General features: G+C 56.2%; 14 protein-coding genes. 9 read left to right on the top strand and 5 right to left on the bottom strand.

Annotation, left to right across the window (positions count from 1 at the left end; genetic code table 11):
- Positions 1 to 139 precede the first annotated feature (139 nt).
- Positions 140 to 1,096: a VirK/YbjX family protein gene (locus ACWYRJ_RS07400; protein ID WP_455507654.1), complete on the top strand. Its 957-nt coding sequence runs from the start codon at positions 140 to 142 to the stop codon at positions 1,094 to 1,096.
- Here ACWYRJ_RS07400 and ACWYRJ_RS07395 read toward each other — a convergent pair.
- Positions 1,093 to 2,751: an ATP-dependent endonuclease gene (locus ACWYRJ_RS07395; protein ID WP_455507653.1), complete on the bottom strand. Its 1,659-nt coding sequence runs from the start codon at positions 2,749 to 2,751 to the stop codon at positions 1,093 to 1,095. The two genes, ACWYRJ_RS07400 and ACWYRJ_RS07395, sit on opposite strands and share 4 nt — an antisense overlap.
- 288 nt (positions 2,752 to 3,039) lie before the next feature.
- Here ACWYRJ_RS07395 and aqpZ point away from each other — a divergent pair, with 288 nt between their 5' ends.
- The 4 genes from aqpZ (at position 3,040) to hcr (ending at position 7,584) form a co-directional block, all read left to right on the top strand.
- Complete coding sequence (aqpZ, locus tag ACWYRJ_RS07390; protein WP_455507652.1) at positions 3,040 to 3,735, top strand: aquaporin Z; 696 nt, start codon at positions 3,040 to 3,042, stop codon at positions 3,733 to 3,735.
- A 170-nt stretch (positions 3,736 to 3,905) separates the two neighbouring features.
- Positions 3,906 to 4,805, top strand: a complete 900-nt coding sequence (locus ACWYRJ_RS07385; RefSeq protein WP_111963907.1) for a lysine exporter LysO family protein — start codon at positions 3,906 to 3,908, stop codon at positions 4,803 to 4,805.
- Positions 4,806 to 4,949: 144 nt separating this feature from the next.
- Entirely contained in the window at positions 4,950 to 6,602 is a 1,653-nt protein-coding gene (hcp, locus tag ACWYRJ_RS07380) for a hydroxylamine reductase (RefSeq protein WP_033145071.1), read from the top strand.
- A gap of 10 nt (positions 6,603 to 6,612) precedes the next feature.
- Positions 6,613 to 7,584, top strand: a complete 972-nt coding sequence (hcr, locus tag ACWYRJ_RS07375) for an NADH oxidoreductase (RefSeq protein ID WP_249576430.1) — start codon at positions 6,613 to 6,615, stop codon at positions 7,582 to 7,584.
- Positions 7,585 to 7,672: 88 nt separating this feature from the next.
- On the opposite strand, the gene ACWYRJ_RS07370 is transcribed toward hcr, so the two are convergent.
- Positions 7,673 to 8,107, bottom strand: coding sequence for a DoxX family protein (locus ACWYRJ_RS07370; protein ID WP_115874615.1), 435 nt, complete (start codon positions 8,105 to 8,107; stop codon positions 7,673 to 7,675).
- A 151-nt stretch (positions 8,108 to 8,258) separates the two neighbouring features.
- Here ACWYRJ_RS07370 and poxB point away from each other — a divergent pair, with 151 nt between their 5' ends.
- The 4 genes from poxB (at position 8,259) to ACWYRJ_RS07350 (ending at position 13,570) form a co-directional block, all read left to right on the top strand.
- On the top strand, positions 8,259 to 9,977 hold the full coding sequence (poxB, locus tag ACWYRJ_RS07365; RefSeq protein ID WP_041910648.1) for a ubiquinone-dependent pyruvate dehydrogenase: 1,719 nt from the start codon (positions 8,259 to 8,261) through the stop codon (positions 9,975 to 9,977).
- Between the two features lie 38 nt (positions 9,978 to 10,015).
- Positions 10,016 to 11,017, top strand: coding sequence for a low-specificity L-threonine aldolase (gene ltaE / locus ACWYRJ_RS07360; RefSeq protein WP_149366256.1), 1,002 nt, complete (start codon positions 10,016 to 10,018; stop codon positions 11,015 to 11,017).
- Between the two features lie 10 nt (positions 11,018 to 11,027).
- Entirely contained in the window at positions 11,028 to 12,464 is a 1,437-nt protein-coding gene (locus tag ACWYRJ_RS07355) for a DUF2867 domain-containing protein (RefSeq protein ID WP_455507651.1), read from the top strand.
- A 92-nt stretch (positions 12,465 to 12,556) separates the two neighbouring features.
- Positions 12,557 to 13,570, top strand: coding sequence for an NAD-dependent epimerase/dehydratase family protein (locus tag ACWYRJ_RS07350; protein ID WP_149366254.1), 1,014 nt, complete (start codon positions 12,557 to 12,559; stop codon positions 13,568 to 13,570).
- Between the two features lie 67 nt (positions 13,571 to 13,637).
- On the opposite strand, the gene ACWYRJ_RS07345 is transcribed toward ACWYRJ_RS07350, so the two are convergent.
- The 3 genes from ACWYRJ_RS07345 to ACWYRJ_RS07335 all read right to left on the bottom strand — a co-directional run bounded on the left by ACWYRJ_RS07345 (position 13,638) and on the right by ACWYRJ_RS07335 (position 18,948).
- The gene (locus ACWYRJ_RS07345; RefSeq protein ID WP_455507650.1) at positions 13,638 to 15,458 is read right to left on the bottom strand and encodes a glycoside hydrolase family 19 protein; all 1,821 of its coding nucleotides are present in this window, start codon (positions 15,456 to 15,458) and stop codon (positions 13,638 to 13,640) included.
- Positions 15,459 to 15,597: 139 nt separating this feature from the next.
- A complete protein-coding gene (gene iagB / locus ACWYRJ_RS07340) occupies positions 15,598 to 16,047 on the bottom strand; it encodes a type III secretion system invasion protein IagB (RefSeq protein ID WP_455507649.1) in 450 nt (149 codons plus the stop codon).
- A 132-nt stretch (positions 16,048 to 16,179) separates the two neighbouring features.
- Complete coding sequence (locus tag ACWYRJ_RS07335; RefSeq protein WP_455507648.1) at positions 16,180 to 18,948, bottom strand: glycosyl hydrolase family 18 protein; 2,769 nt, start codon at positions 18,946 to 18,948, stop codon at positions 16,180 to 16,182.
- Positions 18,949 to 19,103: the final 155 nt, after the last annotated feature.

The raw sequence follows: 19,103 nt of genomic DNA, 5'->3' as shown, positions 1-19,103 counted from the left end.
CTGTAAATTATAAATGTTTATTCTATATACACGACTCCTCAACGAAACCCCTGTTCTCTGAAATCGCCCTAATTTGTTTACGAGACGTTGACATTTCTCCTGTTGAAATAGCGATATTCCAAAAGGATCAGGATCTACCATGTCTTCTATCGTCGACACATCACTTTCAAACCTGCCGCAGCCTAAATCCGGCTGGCAACTCTTCAAAAAACTGGCTTTCGGTGAGATCGCGCCCGGGCTGGCATGGGAAAAAACCGCCTACAGACGTAAGTTCATGCTGCGTTCACTGGCGACACCGCTCAGCACCGCTCGCCTGCTGTCTGACCTTGCAGAACATCCGCACCTGATGCAAATGCTCCAGGTTCAGCCGGGACTGCCCTGCCGCCTTCATCGTCCGTGGTTGACGGTCAATATGGATAGACAGCGTACGCTGGAATCGCTGTCATGGCACTATCAGATGATGTGTCGCCAGCTGCCGGCAAAGCTGACCAGTGGTTATCTTTCAAAGCAGGGCGTGACTCTGCTGACCTTAACCGGAAAAGATGAACAGCAATTTACCGTCCGTCTGTGTGCCGATGCGTTTATGGATAAAGAGGGAGAAGCTACCCTCGTTTTCTGTGACGGTCAAAATACGGCGCTGGCGGAGATGACCTTTACCCTCTGCCAGTTTGAGGGAAAATCGACGCTGTTCATTGGCGGTTTGCAGGGCGCAAAAGCGCATGTTCCCCATGAGCTGATCCAGGGTGCGACGAAAGCCTGCCATGGCCTGTTCCCGAAACGTCTGCTGGTCGAGGCCGCCATGACCCTCGGCGCCGCGTTCCCGGTAGAGCAAATTGTCGCCGTCAGTAACGATACGCACATTTACCGCAGCTGGCGCTACCGCAAGAAAAAAGAGGGGAAACTGTTGGCCGATTACGACAGTTTCTGGCTCTCCATCGGCGGTGAAAAGCAGGACAGCGGTAACTTTATGCTGCCGCTCGTCATGCCGCGTAAACCGATGGAAGAGATCGCCAGCAAAAAGCGTTCCGAATATCGCCGCCGCTACGAGCTGCTGGATAGCCTGATTCAGCAGGTGAAACAGGCGACCCAACGTTAATCCGCTCTCCCGCGAGCCAGCCACAGCACGCGGGAGAACATCTTCCGCAACAGGGTCGGTACAGCCTCCACGCCCCGCCTCCCCGCCTCCGTCGCCACTTCAATGGCTAAATCCGGTTTTGAGGAACGATGAATAGCTTTGGCGATCACGCGCCGCATATTCATCGGGACATCGACCGGCACCATGGCAATTCGGTGGAATACGTCGTCAAACCCCTGACGATACATAAAGTGTTCCATGTCCATGGCGGGCAGCATTGTTAAATGGTCGCGCTCTTCCTCTCGCTCGTTACTCAGCAGGCTTCGCACGGTCGAGGCATATTTTTTGCCAGCCTCATCGCCGTCGACCAGAACGTGCCACTCGATCCCCATCCGGCGGGCAAATTTTATCAGTGGCTTTAATCCCGACTGGGCGAACTCGATAACCTTGATGCCTTCCGCATCAAAATGGTGGCCGCACTGGCGCGCCAGTTCGTTGATGACCCAGGTTTCTGTTTCCCCCTCAACCAGCAGCCAGCAGCGGGCAAAGAGCGACGACGCCCGGTTAAAGCGAATATGGAAAGCGATGCGCCGCCCGTCTTCCGCGTTCAAACCGCCCGGCCCAAGCCGGAAAGCGGAGACGCGGGAGGATTCACGCACCAGGCGACAGACGTGTTCTACCGGCGTCAGCGATAATAGCTCCCCGGAATTGGTGGTCGTGACACGCTGGAGCGGCAGCAGATTCAGCAGATGCCATGCCACGGAGAGCATGATGGGATGGAGGCGCGTTTCCGGGTCTTCCACCAGCAGCAGCGGCCGGGCGTCCCGGTCAAGACGAACGGTGCCTTTGGCCTGCAGAAGCGTTGAAAACAGCCCCAGCAGAATCACCCGATGGGTACGACCTCCGGGCCGGTCGATCATCCGGTTAATGATGTCGAGATAACGCCAGCTTCGCTGCTCATCATGAGAGCGGCGGCGCATCAGGCGATGGCGCGACTCAGACGTTCCCTGTTCGGAAAAATAGTGCTCCAGAAGCTGTACCATTGCGGACAACCCCTGACGAATTTGGCCATCAGTAAGATTCTGCGGACGCGACACCAGCTCTCTTGCCAGAAAATCCAGCTCGCGGGCGGTGACTTCCACTTCCGGCATATTGGGTACGGTACCGTTACGAATACGCCGCATAAATCGCGCATCGCGCAGGCGTAACACCGGCGTCAGACGGATCAGGTGACGGGCCAGATCGTCGATATTGTCCAGCGGGATGGGGTTAGCTTTCTCATCGAGAAAATCACGCAGGGTGAGTACCCCCTCGTTCTCCGCCATCTCACCTTCCAGCCGATAGAAAATCCGTTGAAAACCGTCATCGCACGGCACCCAACAGTGTGACAGCGGGCGGAAGCGACGCACGCGGTGACGTCCGGGCTCGGATTCGCGGAACGTCAGGATGATGTGCAGGTGCTTCTCGCGCCCCGTCACGTCGCCGGGTGGAAACCAGAAATCGTCGCGGACAAAGTGATACAGATCGTCCTCGGGCGAAAGCAGTAGCGTCAATGCATCCAGCAGGCTGGACTTGCCCCACGCGTTCTCGCCGATCAGGACGTTGTTTTGCTCCAGCTGCAGTGACAGGCGGTTAATACCGCGAAACCCGACAATTTCCACACGTTCGAGAAGCATAAATCCCCCGACAAATGATCACTTTTTCCTTCAAGTTATCAGCAGTATAGCGGGAGGTGCTCTGTCACGACAGCATAACATTCACCCTTACAAGAATTGGTCTATGCTCTATTTACCGCTGATTTGAACAAGGATTGACATCACATTGCCTTAAATCAAATTAATCGAATTTATTTAAGTGGCGAAGGGATGTTGTTGGTTTCTAAAATACGGGCTCTTCGAGTCGTCATCCCTTTATGGCGATATATCCCGCGCGCGGGAAAGCGTGCGGAAATTTTTGAGGTGGTTATGTTTAGAAAATTGGCAGCAGAATGCTTTGGTACATTCTGGCTGGTATTTGGTGGCTGCGGTAGTGCCGTTCTGGCAGCAGCATTCCCGGAATTAGGCATTGGTTTTGTCGGCGTCGCGCTGGCTTTTGGTTTAACCGTGTTAACCATGGCGTTTGCCGTCGGGCATATTTCCGGCGGTCATTTTAACCCGGCCGTGACGTTAGGTTTATGGGCTGGCGGTCGTTTTCCGGCGAAAGAGGTAATTGGTTATATTGTGGCGCAGGTGGTTGGCGGTATTATTGCGGCTGGCGTTCTGTACGTAATTGCCAGCGGTAAAGCCGGGTTCGACGCGGCGGCCAGCGGCTTTGCCTCTAACGGCTTCGGCGAGCATTCTCCGGGCGGCTACTCCATGTTGTCTGCCATCGTGATTGAAATTGTGCTGACCGCCGGCTTCCTGCTGGTGATCCACGGCGCAACCGACAAACATGCGCCAGCTGGTTTTGCCCCGATTGCCATTGGTCTGGCGCTGACGCTTATCCACCTGATTTCTATTCCGGTCACCAACACCTCCGTTAACCCGGCACGCAGTACCGCCGTCGCCATCTTCCAGGGCGGCTGGGCACTCGAGCAGCTGTGGCTGTTCTGGGTGATGCCAATTATCGGTGGTATCCTGGGCGGCGTGCTGTACCGCACCATGCTGGAAAAACGCGATTAATTGCTCGCGGTGTCGGGTGGCGCTAACGCTTACCCGACCTACGTGAGAGTGCACTTATAGGCCGGGTAAGGCGCAGCCGCTACCCGGCTCTCTTTTGCCGCTTTACTGAACAGCCTTTATTGGGTAGTGTCTCTGGCGCTTAACCGATACTCAAAAAGGACCGGCTGTTCATGTTTTCAGGACTCCTCATCATTTTGTTGCCCTTGATCGTGGGCTATCTTATTCCGCTCCATCGTGAATCCGCATTAAGGCTCATTAATCGATTTCTCAGCTGGATTGTCTACGTGATTCTTTTCTTTATGGGGATTAGCCTGGCATTTCTGGACAACCTGTCAGCGAATTTACTCTCAATTCTCCATTATTCTGTCGTCACCGTAGTCGTTATTTTGCTGTGCAATATTGCCGCGCTGCTGTGGCTGGAACGCACTATTCCATGGAAAAATCACCATCATCAGGAAAAGCTTCCTTCACGAATTGCAATGGCGCTTGAATCATTAAAATTATGCGGCGTCGTGGTGCTCGGTTTTCTTCTTGGGCTGACCGGTTGGGCTTTTTTGCAGCACGCAACTGAGGCCAGCGAATATACGCTGATCTTCCTGCTGTTCCTTATTGGTATTCAGCTGCGAAATAATGGCATGACCCTGAGGCAAATTGTCCTGAACCGTCGGGGAATGATGGTTGCCGTCATTGTTGTCGCCAGTTCAATGGTGGCGGGCGTCATTAATGCCTTTGTGCTCGATCTGCCGCTGAAAACCGGCCTGGCGATGGCGTCAGGTTTTGGCTGGTACTCCCTCTCCGGTATTCTGCTTACTGAATCATTCGGCCCGGTGATCGGCAGCGCCGCCTTCTTTAACGATCTGGCGCGAGAGCTGATCGCCATCATGCTGATCCCGAGCCTGGTTCGCCGCAGTCGTTCTACCGCGCTGGGCCTGTGCGGTGCGACGTCGATGGACTTTACCCTGCCGGTATTACAACGCTCCGGGGGGCTGGAGATGGTGCCCGCGGCTATCGTTCACGGCTTTATTTTAAGCCTGCTGGTTCCGGTTCTGATGGCCTTTTTCTCAGCCTGATACTTCTTTGGCGGTAGGTTTCCTGCCGCCAAAATTGCGCTAAATCAATCTCCCTCTATTTTGTAGCAGAAAGCCCTTTTCACCGTTCCGGCACGAGCATAACCTTAAACATGTATATCAAATATAACTTTAACAGGTGTGATTATGTTTTGTGTGCAATGTGAACAAACCATCCGTACCCCGGCAGGCAACGGCTGCTCCTACGCACAGGGTATGTGCGGCAAAACCGCAGAAACATCTGACCTGCAGGACCTGCTGATTGCGGCTCTGCAAGGCCTTTCCGCCTGGGCGTTCAAAGCCCGCGAATACGGCATAGTCGACCACTACGTCGACAGCTTCGCCCCGCGCGCGTTTTTCTCCACGCTGACCAACGTTAACTTCGACTCTCCGCGCATTGTCGGCTACGCCCGCGAAGCGATTGCCCTGCGTGAAGCGCTGAAGGCACAGTGTCTGAAGGCGGATGCCAGCGCCCGCGTGGAAAACCCGATGTCAGAACTTCAGCTGGTCAGCGACGATCTCGGCGACCTCCAGCGCCAGGCGGCAGAATTCACCCCGAACAAAGACAAAGCGGCGATTGGGGAGAACATTCTCGGCCTGCGCCTGCTGTGCCTGTACGGCCTGAAAGGCGCTGCGGCGTATATGGAGCACGCGCACGTTCTGGGTCAGTACGACAATGAGATTTATGCGCAGTACCACAAAATCATGGCGTGGCTGGGCACCTGGCCTGCCGATATGAATGCCCTGCTTGAGTGCTCAATGGAAATCGGCCAGATGAACTTCAGGGTGATGAGCATTCTGGACGCCGGTGAAACCAGCACCTACGGCCACCCGACGCCAACGCAGGTCAACGTCAAGGCTACCGAAGGCAAGTGCATCCTGATCTCCGGTCACGACCTGAAAGATCTCTACAACCTGCTGAAGCAAACCGAAGGCACCGGCGTTAACGTTTATACCCACGGTGAAATGCTGCCCGCGCACGGCTACCCGGAGCTGCGTAAATTTAAGCATCTGATCGGTAACTACGGCAGCGGCTGGCAGAATCAGCAGGTTGAGTTCGCCCGCTTCCCAGGCCCTATCGTGATGACATCTAACTGCATCATCGACCCTACCGTCGGCGCGTACGATGACCGCATCTGGACCCGCAGCATCGTCGGCTGGCCGGGCGTGAGCCATCTTGAAGGTGATGATTTCGGTCCGGTTATCGCCCAGGCGCAGCAGATGGCGGGCTTCCCGTACAGCGAGATCCCGCACCTGATCACCGTCGGCTTCGGTCGCGAGACGCTTCTCGGCGCCGCCGATTCACTGATCGATCTCGTCAGCCGTGAAAAGCTGCGCCACATCTTCCTCGTCGGCGGCTGCGACGGCGCGCGCGGCGAGCGTAACTACTTCACCGATTTCGCCACCAGCGTGCCGGAAGACTGCCTGATCCTGACCCTGGCGTGCGGTAAATACCGATTCAACAAGCTGGACTTCGGCGATATCGAAGGCCTGCCGCGCCTGATTGATGCGGGCCAGTGTAACGATGCTTACTCGGCCATCATTCTGGCGGTCACCCTGGCGGAGAAACTGGGCTGCGGCGTGAACGATCTGCCTCTGTCCCTGGTGCTGTCATGGTTTGAGCAGAAAGCGATTGTCATCCTGCTGACCCTGCTCTCTCTTGGCGTCACCAACATCGTGACCGGACCGACCGCGCCAGGCTTCCTGACGCCGGACCTGCTGGCCGTGCTGAACGAGAAATTCGGTCTGCGTTCCGTGACCAACGTTGAAGACGATATGAAGCAGCTGCTGAGCGCGTAAGGAGGGATTCATGACCATGCCAACCTCACAATGCCCGTGGCGGATGCAGGTTCATCACATCCATCAGGAGACGCCGGATGTGTGGACGCTGTCGCTGCTTTGCCATGACTACTATCCATATCGTGCAGGCCAGTATGCGCTGGTCAGCATTCGCAATTCGGCGGACACCCTGCGCGCCTACACGATCTCCTCGACGCCGGGCGTGAGCGAATACATTACGCTCACCGTCCGCCGCATTGACGACGGCGCGGGCTCCCACTGGCTGACGCAGGACGTGAAGCGCGGGGATTACATCTGGCTGTCCGACGCGCAGGGGGAATTCACCTGTGACGACAAAGATGACGATAAATTCCTGCTGCTGGCGGCGGGCTGTGGCGTAACGCCAATTATGTCGATGCGCCGCTGGCTGGCGAAGAACCGCCCCCAGGCCGACGTGCAGACGATCTTCAGCGTCCGTTCCCCGGAAGATGTGATTTTTGCCGAGGAGTGGCGTGAATATCCGGTGACGCTGGTGGCGGAACACAACGCGACCCACGGTTTTGTGCCTGGTCGCCTGAGCCGCGAGCTGCTGCAAAGCGTGCCGGATGTTGCGAACCGAACGGTGATGACCTGCGGCCCGGCGCCGTACATGGCTATCGTGGAAGAAGAAGTGAAAGCGCTTGGCGTAGCCCGCTTCTTCAAAGAGCAGTTCTTCACGCCGGTGGCGGAAGCGGCAAGCAACGGCGGCGTTAAGTTCACCAAACTGCAGCCTGCCCAGACCTTCTTTGGCCGCGTGGGGACCACGCTGCTGGAGGCGCTGGAAAGCAACAAGGTGCCGGTAGCAGCTGCCTGTCGTGCTGGCGTGTGTGGCTGCTGTAAAACCAAAGTGGTTTCCGGTGAGTACACCGTCACCAGCACCATGACGCTGTCTGACGCGGAAATTGCCGAGGGTTACGTGCTGGCGTGCTCGTGCCATCCGCTGGGGGATTTGGTCCTCGCATAAACGATAAACGTTCGTTCGTAGGCCCGGTAAGCGTCAGCGCCACCGGGCTTTTTTGCCGGGCGGTACTGCGTTTACCCGACCAACAATTTTACCGCCACGCGGGCGCTTTACCCAGCGCAAACCGCCCTGCCCCTAAAAACGCGACAGCCAGCGAGCCGATAAAGAAGTACACCAGGCTTTCAATCGCCCATGCCCCAACCTTATCAAGGGCGAACGTTTCACCCATTCCCACCATCAGCCACGCCACAATCATCGTAAACGCCAGTACCAGCGCGGCCGGCCGCGTAAACAACCCGACAATAATCAGGATCGGCGCCACGACTTCGCCAACCAACACGCCGTAGGCGATAAATCCCGGCAGCCCTTTTTCCACCAGCATGCCGCTGATAAACCCCACGCCGCCAAAAAGCTTGTGCAAACCGTGAAAAAGCATCAGCCCGCCGACGGCAAGTCGTAACAAGAGTTTGCCAAGATCGTCGCACGATAGCTTTTCATTAACAGCAATTAACAATGATTTAACCATTTGAAATTATTCCTGTTTTAACTGAGACACTGCCAGATTATGCCGAATAATTGCGCGTGAAAAGCACCTTTTAATTGTGGGGATACGACGGGCAATACGGAGACTTTCTTCTAAGCTTGTAAGCGTTATCACAAAAAGGAGACGGACAACCATGAAACAAACCGTGGCTGCATATATAGCGAAAACGCTCGAACAGGCTGGCGTAAAACGTATCTGGGGCGTCACCGGCGACTCCCTGAACGGACTCAGCGACAGCCTTAACAAGATGAAGACCATCGAATGGATGCCGACCCGCCATGAAGAGGTTGCCGCCTTCGCCGCAGGCGCTGAAGCGCAGCTTACGGGTGAACTGGCCGTGTGTGCGGGCTCGTGCGGACCGGGTAACCTTCATCTGATCAACGGTCTCTTCGACTGTCACCGCAATCACGTGCCGGTGCTGGCGATTGCCGCCCACATCCCCTCGTCCGAAATCGGCAGCGGCTATTTTCAGGAGACGCATCCGCAGGAGCTGTTCCGTGAATGCAGCCACTATTGCGAACTGGTTTCATCCCCGGAGCAGATCCCTCAGGTGCTGGCGATCGCCATGCGTAAAGCCGTGCTGAATCGCGGCGTTTCTGTGGTCGTTATTCCGGGCGATGTGGCCCTCAAGGCTGCGCCAGAAGGGGCAAGCACTCACTGGTATCACGCCCCGCAGCCCGTCGTCACACCAGCAGAAGAGGAGCTGAAAAAGCTGGCGCAGCTGCTGCGTTACTCCAGCAATATCGCCCTGATGTGCGGCAGCGGCTGCGCTGGCGCGCACAAGGAGCTGCTGGAATTTGCCGGAAAGCTGAAAGCCCCGATTGTCCACGCCCTGCGCGGCAAAGAGCACGTCGAGTACGACAACCCCTACGATGTTGGCATGACCGGACTGATCGGTTTTTCCAGCGGCTTCCATACCATGATGAACGCCGACACGCTGATCCTGCTTGGTACCCAGTTCCCGTATCGCGCGTTCTACCCGACGGATGCCAAAATCATTCAGATTGATATCAACCCTGCCAGTATCGGCGCGCACAGCAAGGTCGATATGGCGCTGGTGGGCGATATCAAATCTACCCTTGCCGCCCTGCTGCCGCTGCTGGAAGAGAAAACCGACCGCAAGTTCCTTGATAAGGCGCTAAGCGACTATCGCGATGCCCGCAAGGGGCTGGACGACCTCGCAAAACCAAGCGACAAAGCCATTCACCCGCAGTACCTGGCGCAGCAAATCAGCCATTTCGCGGACGACGACGCCATTTTTACCTGCGACGTGGGCACGCCAACCGTCTGGGCGGCACGCTATCTGAAGATGAACGGCAAGCGTCGCCTGCTCGGCTCGTTCAACCACGGCTCGATGGCCAACGCCATGCCGCAGGCGCTGGGCGCAAAAGCCACGGCGCCGGAGCGTCAGGTGGTGGCGATGTGCGGCGACGGCGGGTTCAGCATGCTGATGGGGGATTTCCTGTCGGTGGTACAGATGAAGCTCCCGCTAAAAATCGTGGTATTTAACAACAGCGTGCTGGGCTTCGTAGCGATGGAGATGAAGGCCGGAGGCTATCTCACGGACGGTACCGAGCTGCACGACACCAACTTCGCGCGCATCGCCGAGGCCTGCGGCATCACCGGTATTCGCGTGGAGAAAGCCTCCGAGGTAGATGAAGCCCTGCAGCGCGCCTTCTCCATCGACGGCCCGGTGCTGGTGGATGTCGTCGTCGCCAAAGAAGAGCTGGCGATCCCGCCGCAGATTAAGCTTGAGCAGGCCAAAGGCTTTAGCCTGTACATGCTGCGCGCAATCATCAGCGGCCGAGGCGACGAGGTGATCGAACTGGCAAAAACCAACTGGCTCAGGTAAAACATTTCGCATGACCTCTTAAATTAAAGGGATGTGAAATGATTGATTTACGCAGTGATACCGTTACCCGCCCGAGTCGGGCCATGCTCGAAGAGATGATGGCCGCTCCGGTCGGGGACGACGTCTACGGTGACGATCCGACGGTAAACGAACTGCAGCGCTATGCGGCAGAACTGAGCGGCAAGAAGGCCGCCCTGTTTATGCCGACAGGCACACAGGCGAACCTGGTCGCGCTGCTCAGCCACTGCGAGCGAGGTGAAGAGTATATCGTCGGCCAGGGCGCGCATAACTATCTCTACGAAGCCGGCGGTGCGGCCGTGCTCGGCAGCATTCAGCCGCAGCCGATTGACGCCGCGCCGGACGGCTCCCTGCCGCTCGATAAAGTCGCGGCGAAAATCAAAGCCGACGATATTCACTTCGCCCGCACTAAACTGCTCAGCCTCGAAAACACCCACAACGGCAAAGTGCTGCCGCGCGAGTACCTGAAGGCGGCGTGGGAATTTACCCGCGAGCGTAAACTCGCCCTGCACGTGGACGGCGCGCGTATCTTTAACGCCGTAGTGGAGTATGGCTGCGAGCTGAAAGAGATTACGCAGTACTGCGACTCGTTCACTATCTGCCTGTCAAAAGGACTGGGCACGCCTGTAGGTTCACTGCTGGTTGGCAATACGGACTACATCAAGCGCGCCAACCGCTGGCGCAAAATGACCGGCGGCGGGATGCGTCAGGCGGGTATTCTGGCGGCTGCCGGGCTGTATGCCCTGAAAAACAACGTGGCGCGTCTGAAGAACGATCACGACAACGCCGCGTGGATGGCGGCGCAGCTGCGCGAGATTGGCGCCGACGTGATGCGCCACGACACCAACATGCTGTTCGTCCGAGTGGGCGAGGATCGCGCCGCTGCGCTTGGCGAATTTATGAAAACACGTGGCGTGCTGATCAACGCCTCTCCTGTCGTGCGCCTGGTCATGCATCTCGACGTGAGCCGCGAACAGCTGGCGGACGTGGTGAAACACTGGCAGGCGTTTTTACAGCGATAAGGAGCATCACGTGCCGCAACGCATTCTGGTGCTCGGCGCCAGCGGGTATATCGGTCAGCATCTCACCGCGGCGTTAAGCCAGCAGGGACATCAGGTGCTGGCTGCGGCACGCAACACCGAACGCCTGCAAAAACTCGGTTTGCCTGGCGTTACCTGCCACAGCGTTGACCTCAACTGGCCGAAGGAACTTCCCGCCCTGCTGGAAGGGGTCGACACGCTTTACTACCTGGTGCACAGCATGGGCGAAGGCGGGGATTTCATCGCCCACGAGCGACAGGTGGCGATGAACGTCCGCGATGCGCTGCTGCAAACCCCGGTTAAGCAGGTGATTTTTTTAAGCTCGCTTCAGGCTCCCGAGCATGAGCAATCCGATCATCTGCGTGCCCGCCAGCTAACGGCTGAGACCCTGCGCGGCGCCAATATTCCCGTCACCGAACTGCGCGCCGGGATCATCGTTGGCGCAGGCTCCGCCGCCTTCGAAGTGATGCGCGATATGGTCTACAACCTGCCGGTACTCACGCCGCCGCGCTGGGTGCGTTCGCGCACCACGCCGATTGCGCTGGAGAACCTGCTGCATTATCTGGTAGCCCTGCTGGATCGCCCGGCGGAGCAGCACCGCGTGCTGGAGGCGGCAGGCCCGGAAGTGCTGAGCTATCAGGAGCAGTTCGAACACTTCATGCGCGTCAGCGGCCGCCGCCGCTGGCTGATCCCCATTCCCTTCCCGACCCGCTGGATTTCGGTGTGGTTTTTGAATGTGATCACCTCCGTGCCGCCGACGACCGCCAAAGCGCTGATCCAGGGGCTGAAGCACGATTTACTGGCGGACGATCGCGAACTGCGGGCACTCATTCCCCAGGAGCTGATCCGCTTTGACGATGCCGTGCGCAAAACGCTCAAGGAAGAAGAACAGCTGGTGAACTCCAGCGACTGGGGTTACGACGCTCAGGCGTTTGCCCGCTGGCGCCCGGAGTACGGCTATTACCCAAAACAGGCGGGCTGCACGGTGAAAACCCACGCCAGCCTGGCCGCGCTGTGGGAAGTGGTGAACCAGATTGGCGGCAAAGAACGGTATTTCTTCGGTAATATCCTCTGGCAAACGCGCGGGGCGATGGACCTGCTGGTGGGCCACAGGCTGGCAAAAGGCCGCCCGGCAAACCCGTATCTTGCGGTGGGCGACACGGTAGACAGCTGGAAGGTGATCATCGTCGAGCCGGAAAAACAGCTGGCGCTGCTGTTCGGTATGAAAGCCCCGGGGCTGGGTCGACTCTGCTTTACCCTGAAAGACAAAGGGGATTATCGTGAACTGGACGTGCGCGCCTGGTGGCATCCGCACGGAATGCCGGGTCTGTTCTACTGGTTGTTGATGATCCCTGCCCACCTGTTTATCTTCCGTGGGATGGCGAAACGCATTGCGCAACTGGCAGAACAAAAGACGGAAAAGATCTAAATAAAACTCTCTTTCTTTCACCTTTCCCATTGCATAGCGCCGTAATTCACGAAAGAATGCGCACGAAATTCTTTTCAACACAGTGGATTGATATGAAGGTACTGGTTACCGGGGCGACCAGCGGCTTAGGCCGAAATGCGGTCGAATTTCTGCGCAACAAGGGCATCAGCGTCAGGGCTACCGGTCGCAACGAAGCGATGGGAAAACTGCTGCAAAAAATGGGCGCAGAGTTCGTCCATGCCGACCTGACGGAGCTGGTCTCCTCGCAGGCGAAAATGATGCTCGCCGGTATCGACACGCTGTGGCACTGCTCCAGTTTTACCTCCCCGTGGGGAACCCAGGAAGCCTTCGATCTCGCCAACGTGCGGGCTACCCGCCGTCTGGGTGAATGGGCCGTTGCCTGGGGCGTGCGTAACTTTATTCATATCTCGTCACCGTCACTCTATTTCGACTATCACCACCATCGTGACGTGCAGGAAGATTTCCGCCCTGCTCGCTTTGCCTGCGAGTTTGCCCGCAGCAAGGCGGCCAGCGAAGAGGTCATCGACCTGCTGGCGCAGTCAAACCCGCATACCCGCTTTACGGTCCTGCGTCCGCAGAGCCTGTTCGGGCCGCACGACAAGGTGTTTATTCCGCGTCTGGCGCAGATGATGCACCACTACGGCAGCGTGCTGCTGCCGCGCGGCGGCGATGCGCTGGTCGATATGACCTATTACGAAAATGCCGTTCACGCCATGTGGCTGGCAAGCCAGCCGGACTGCGATAAGCTTACCTCCGGTCGCGCCTACAACATCACTAACGGCGAACCCTGTACGCTGCGCAGCATTGTGCAGCGCTTAATTGACGAGCTGCAGATCGACTGCCGTATCCGTTCTGTTCCCTATCCAATGCTGGATATGATTGCCCGCAGCATGGAGCGCTTTGGCAGTAAATCAGCCAAAGAGCCTGCGCTGACGCATTACGGCGTCTCTAAACTTAACTTTGACTTCACGCTGGATATTTCGCGTGCGGAGAATGAGCTAGGGTATAAACCGATTGTGACGCTGGATGAAGGGATTATGCGCACCGCGGCGTGGCTGCGGGATCACGGGAAACTTCCTCGGTAGATCGGGTCCGGCATTTTTACGATGAAAAAAGCGGCAACCCGAAGGTTGCCGTTTGTCATTTTGCTGATTACAGCGCAGTCCACGCGTCCTGCCATGCAATCCCTTTACCAGGCTCGTAGTAGGATGGCGCGTTATTGCACCAGCCGCTGTATGGGTAAGGTTTGCACTGGAACAGCTGGCCGCGGTTGTTAACGATATCGCCTGCTTTCCATTTGGTTTTGGACGTCCAGGTCGGGTAAGTCCCGGTCTGGCCGCCGCTGGCCTGTTTAGGCTGTACGTTCAGCGTATAGCTGGTGGTGCTGCTCAGCTCGCCGTCACTGACGGTCAGGTTGATCTGGTACTGCGTCGCCGCTGCCACTTCTGGTGCATTGAAGGTAATAATGGCTTTATCTTCGCCGCTTACGGTCTGGCCGTTCGGAGCCGTCCAGGTATAAGTCAGGTGGTTACCGTCTTCGTCAGTCGAGCCAGACGCGTTCAGAGAAACTGATTTACCCGCTTCAACCGCTCCCACCGGGCCGGAGATTTTTGCTACTGGCGCATGGTTTACAGGCGCTGGCGTATTATCGTCTGGCACCGGCGTGGTGTTGCCTTCGTCCGTTGGGTCGACAGGGGTCGGGGTAGGTGTTGGCGCCGGGGTTGGCGTGACGTTACCGCCGTCGGAAGTCCCGTCTTCACCCACCACGTTCACATTGAAGTAATGCTTCACGCATTTGGTGTAGTCCCCCTCTTTAAAGGCGCTGAATGGCGTCTGGTAACCCACCAGCTGGCAAGAGTAGGTCTGGCCTGATGGAGTATCCGCACTCCATCCCCAGTCCTGTTCCCAGTAGATCTTCAGCGCGCCGGCACCGCCTTCGTCGAACTGTTTCATGTTGGCGCAGCCCAGCACTTCGTTAGAAGGAACTGGTACTTTCAGGTAGTTGGCGAACTCTTTGTAATATTTGATACGGTTTTGAGACTGGGCGATCTCAGTCGGGCCGCCACACTCCACGCCGCCGTTGATGATCTGCGTGGTCACGCCGAAGCCTGGTACCAGACCATTCGCCTTATCGTGATCGTTCGGCTGCCATGTGCCGTCGATAACCTGCAGCATGCTCGGTTTTGGCGGCTGCGGGTAGGCGAAGAAGAAGATCGCGGAAGCAAGGTTCAGCCAGGTGTCCGCCACCAGCTCAGGTTTGTCCAGCAGTACACGTACGTCGCCGTACATCGCTTCAGAGAACGGGCCGTAGTTGTAGTTATAGGAGAGCTGTTTCGCACCGCGACCAAAGTAGCTAACGAAATCGCCATCTTTGTCTTTACCGCACGGCCAGGTCTGACCCTGCCAGACATCCGGGTTACATTCACCGTTGTAGCCGCCCTTCTGACCTTCGCTCCAGCCCATCTCACGCACGTAGACCAGCGCCTGACGCCACTCGGGTTCCGGCCGCCAGGACTCGTGGCCTCCGGTTTCCTGCGCGAAGTGCGCGAACATGGTTGCCAGAGACTTACGGCAGATGGCATCGCTGTTACGACCATCGGTATAGGTCTGGCACAGTGCAGGGAATTTACCGACCGCTTTCAGGAAGTTGCTGTAAGTATATTCCGGCGCACGCAGTGGGAAGAGATAATCCCAGTCGCTGGCCTTGATAATCCCTTCCACGCGCTTGACGTTTTCCGGGTTTGTCGATTTACCCGGCTCAATTTGTTCCACCAGGCTGTTGTCCAGCGTGCGGATGGTTGACTTCACTGAAGCCATAAGCGGGAAGTTGGTCAACTCCTGCTCTTTCTTTTGCAGATCGCTGGCCTTAACGGTGTAAGGTTCGCTGCTGGCCTGCAGCAGGGTTGCCTGAGCCATAAACGGTGCAACGCATGCGCCCGCGATAAGAACACTGAGTAATGTCCTTTTGTTCATGTCACTAGTCCTCTTAATTATATTAAGGGTCAATAAAAGTTAATTTTCGCGGTTTATTTATTAATCATTTAATAAATAAACCCGGGAGCAGTTTTCGTTTTATGAAGAACACCATTCGGTACTCTTCAAAAAACAAAAATCAATAATAATGGGTGCGGGTGCTACGTTTTAACTTCTGATATTTATTCCAGACCTTACGGGCATAGACCATGCGCTGCGCGAAATTCTCTTTTTTCAGGCCCGCATTATAGGCGCCGACCGCCTCCCAGTTATAGCCATAAATTTTAATCATTCCGGATAATATCGATGCGCCAACCATAATCGAGGTGCAGGGCTCGGTAATTAACCGGTATTCATTAATGCCTTTGCGCTCCAGCTCGAAAAAATGTGAGCTGTTAATCTGCATCAGTCCGACATCACGCGTGCCATCATGATTCAGTCCAATCGCATTGGGATTCATTCCCGATTCAACGTTAGCAATGGCATATAACAGATAAGGATCCACATGATAATAACTGGCGGCTTTATCCCAGCAGTTGGCAAAGACGCTATGGCTTATTACCAGCAACAATAAAAATAACGTTTTCATTTTCAGTCCGGCTCTTTTTCATTGTCTCCTTACGCGGTTATTACTCTTTTCCTGATTTACGGCCCACGTCCGTCTCGGGACGTGGACCGTAATAGCGGGCAAATTTCTTACCCGCATCGTTATAGCAGTGGCTTACTGGCAGTCAGTCGCCGGGCCTTTTTTCACCCATACATCGCTGCTACCTGGTTTATCACCCTTCGTCCACCATTTCGCGGTGTAGGTGTAACCGTTGTAGGTAGTGGTGTCGCCGCCGTTATAAACCACGTCGGAGCGCCAGTTGAATTTCACCTGACTTACCAGCTCCCATGCATCCACACCGAAGCCCGGCTGGTTGCCCTGAGTCCAGTATTTTGCTTTCCAGACCAGGTTGTCGAAGCTGACGGTATTCCCCGCGTTGTAAACCTTGCTTGCGCTCCAGGCAGCATATTTACTGGCGTTGGCGTCAACAGGCTTATCGCAGCTATTGGTGGCAGAACCTTCGTCAGACGGCGTGTTGCCTTCATCTGATGGGGTGTTACCTTCGTCAGATGGCGTGTTGCCTTCATCGGATGGGGTATTTCCTTCGTCAGACGGCGCGTTGCCTTCATCGGATGGGGTGTTGCCTTCGTCAGACGGCGTTTCCGCTGCTTTAGGCGTTACCGTCACCTGTACGTTAGTCTGTACGCTGGACTTGCCATCGCTTACCAGCACGCTCAGCGTGTAAGTTGATTCCGTGTCCACGTCCGGCGCGGTGATGTTCAGGTTCGCGGTATCTGCGCCTGTCGCCTGCATATTCGCAGGAACGCTCCAGGAGTAGGTCAGCGCGTCGCCATCAGGATCGTTAGCCTGAGCGTGCAGAGAGTAGCTCTGGCCCGCTTCCAGCGTCACGGCTTCCATCTGGTTCACAACCGGCGCCTGGTTTGCTTTCGGCGCTTTGTTCACGACCTGGACGTCAGCAGTACTGCTCAACCCTTTCGCGTCAGTAACCGTCAGGCGGAACGCCAGAGTCTGGTTACTGGTGACAGCGGCAACGTTGAAGGTCGCTTTCGCTTTGGTGCTGTTGGTGATAGTCACCGACGGGCCAGAGATCTGCGTCCACTTGTAGGTGATGGCATCGCCATCCGGATCGGTGGAAGCCGAGCCATCCAGGGTCACCGTCGCCGGACCGGTTACGCTCTGGTCAGCGGCAGTCGCCACAGGCGCATGGTTGGTCACTACCGGATCAACCGGCGCAGCGCCACCGCCTGTCAGGCTTTCATTCATCGCGTTCAGAATGTCTCCGGTATCGGAGTCGATAGACCAGGCAAACAGACCGCCCAGGTTTTTCGCGAGCACATATTGACCTTTCGCCGTTGCGGAACGCGCATCTTCATAGGTAATCAGATCGCCGGTGGTTTTGTTAAACAGATACGGCGCTTCAGCGGTAGCATCATAGTTGTATTCCCAGCCCGCTTTGCCTTTGTACTCGTTAACGATCTGACGATAGTCAACCACGCCCGGTTCCCAGGTCCCTTTCACCATGCCCGTTGCCGTGCCGGTGAACGGGTTGTTATTGCTGTAACCGTGAACGCCGGTCCAGCCGCGACCATACATGGCCGTCCCCACGACAATTTTGCCAGGCTGTACACCCTGCGCGAGCAGCGCATTCACGCCGTTTTCGGTGGTGTAATTAGTATCCGGTTTGTTCGCCGGCGCACGCAGTGCCGCCTGGTGACCCAGATCGGTGTTGCTCCAGCCGCCGTAGAAGTCGTAGCTCATCAGGAAGATGTGATCCATGTACTGCTGTGCAGTGGTGTAATCAACGTCTTCAATTTTGTCGCTGCCTGAGCCGATAGCTGAGGTCAGTTCAAAGGTACGGCCGGTTTCGGCTGACAGTTCATTCATCATGGCGCGCAGTTCGCGCATCAGTGCGGTATAAGTCTCTTTATCCTGCTGCGGGTTGCCCAGCGTTTCGTTCTGACCGCCGCCGCCCGGGAATTCCCAGTCGATATCCACACCGTCGAAGAATTTCCAGGTTTTCAGGAAATCTTTAACGGAAGCCACGAAGCGATCGCGGATCGCTTTGTCATGCATTTTGAAGAACGGATCGGAAAGGGTCCAGCCACCGATCGACGGCAGCACTTTCAGGCCAGGGTTGGCTTTTTTCATTGCCATCAGCTGGCCGAAGTTACCTTTGTAGGGATCGTCCCAGCCGCTTACGCCAGCCTGAGGCTTCTGCAGTGCGGCCCACGGGTCGTGAATCGCCACCTGGAAGTCCTGACGGCCAGCACAGGCGCGCTTAAGCGCTTCGAAGCTGTTACCGCCTTCGATGGTTTTCAGGCTGTCGTTGATGCCGTCGCCGCCGCAGATTGGAATGAAGCCATAAAGAATGTGGTTAAGGTTAGCCGCCGGGATTTTGTCTACAGGGAAGTTACGGTCGTAAACACCCCACTCAGGGAAATAAGCACCCACCCCTTTATCGGTGTGCTTAGAGAGGGTTTTGTTATTTTCCTGCATGGTGGTGTTGAGTGGCAGCAGATGGCTACCGTCGGTATCCGCGACGATAATCAGTTTGCTGGCGCTGGTGCTGCAGCCGCTGGCATTGCAGAGCTCAACCGTTTCCTGATAACGACCACCTTTCTTCACTTTAAACGTAGCCGTGCCGGACATGCTGCCTGCGCCGGTCCAGACGGTTTTGCCGTCGAGCAGCACTTTCGCTGAAGTCGGCGCCGCGCCGCTCCAGACGTCCCACTGCACTTTAACATCGGCGCCATCATGGACTTTGACCAGGCTATTGTAAGCAGAAGCAGACTGATCAACTTCGACAATGGCAAATTTATCATTACCACTGGCGATAGTTGCTTTACCGGGCACTGCTGCGAACACCGGGCTTGCAGCCGCTGCAACGAAGAGTGCCAGATATTTAGGCTTCAGAAATTTCATTATTTGATCCTGATAATACGATTTGTGAAATTAAATACCCATGCTTTTCCATTAAACATGGACGAACGTTATTTACTGATAAATTAATCGTGAACGCTTCTGGTTCACCAAAGACCTGCTTATTATTACGCCGTACCTTCCTCCACTCATAAAAC

This window comes from Enterobacter sp., from assembly GCF_977039595.1.
Note: the sequence above shows the minus strand (reverse complement) of the source record. Positions and strands in the feature narration are given on the sequence as shown.

What these genes read in the sequence shown, in the direction of transcription:
- hcp (WP_033145071.1), top strand. Translation starts at nt 4,950, where the DNA reads ATGTTTTGTGTGCAATGTGAACAAACCATCCGTACCCCGGCAGGCAAC.
- iagB (WP_455507649.1), bottom strand. Translation starts at nt 16,047, where the DNA reads ATGAAAACGTTATTTTTATTGTTGCTGGTAATAAGCCATAGCGTCTTT.
- ACWYRJ_RS07395 (WP_455507653.1), bottom strand. Translation starts at nt 2,751, where the DNA reads ATGCTTCTCGAACGTGTGGAAATTGTCGGGTTTCGCGGTATTAACCGC.
- ltaE (WP_149366256.1), top strand. Translation starts at nt 10,016, where the DNA reads ATGATTGATTTACGCAGTGATACCGTTACCCGCCCGAGTCGGGCCATG.
- ACWYRJ_RS07370 (WP_115874615.1), bottom strand. Translation starts at nt 8,107, where the DNA reads ATGGTTAAATCATTGTTAATTGCTGTTAATGAAAAGCTATCGTGCGAC.
- ACWYRJ_RS07350 (WP_149366254.1), top strand. Translation starts at nt 12,557, where the DNA reads ATGAAGGTACTGGTTACCGGGGCGACCAGCGGCTTAGGCCGAAATGCG.
- poxB (WP_041910648.1), top strand. Translation starts at nt 8,259, where the DNA reads ATGAAACAAACCGTGGCTGCATATATAGCGAAAACGCTCGAACAGGCT.
- ACWYRJ_RS07345 (WP_455507650.1), bottom strand. Translation starts at nt 15,458, where the DNA reads ATGAACAAAAGGACATTACTCAGTGTTCTTATCGCGGGCGCATGCGTT.
- ACWYRJ_RS07335 (WP_455507648.1), bottom strand. Translation starts at nt 18,948, where the DNA reads ATGAAATTTCTGAAGCCTAAATATCTGGCACTCTTCGTTGCAGCGGCT.
- aqpZ (WP_455507652.1), top strand. Translation starts at nt 3,040, where the DNA reads ATGTTTAGAAAATTGGCAGCAGAATGCTTTGGTACATTCTGGCTGGTA.
- ACWYRJ_RS07385 (WP_111963907.1), top strand. Translation starts at nt 3,906, where the DNA reads ATGTTTTCAGGACTCCTCATCATTTTGTTGCCCTTGATCGTGGGCTAT.
- hcr (WP_249576430.1), top strand. Translation starts at nt 6,613, where the DNA reads ATGACCATGCCAACCTCACAATGCCCGTGGCGGATGCAGGTTCATCAC.
- ACWYRJ_RS07400 (WP_455507654.1), top strand. Translation starts at nt 140, where the DNA reads ATGTCTTCTATCGTCGACACATCACTTTCAAACCTGCCGCAGCCTAAA.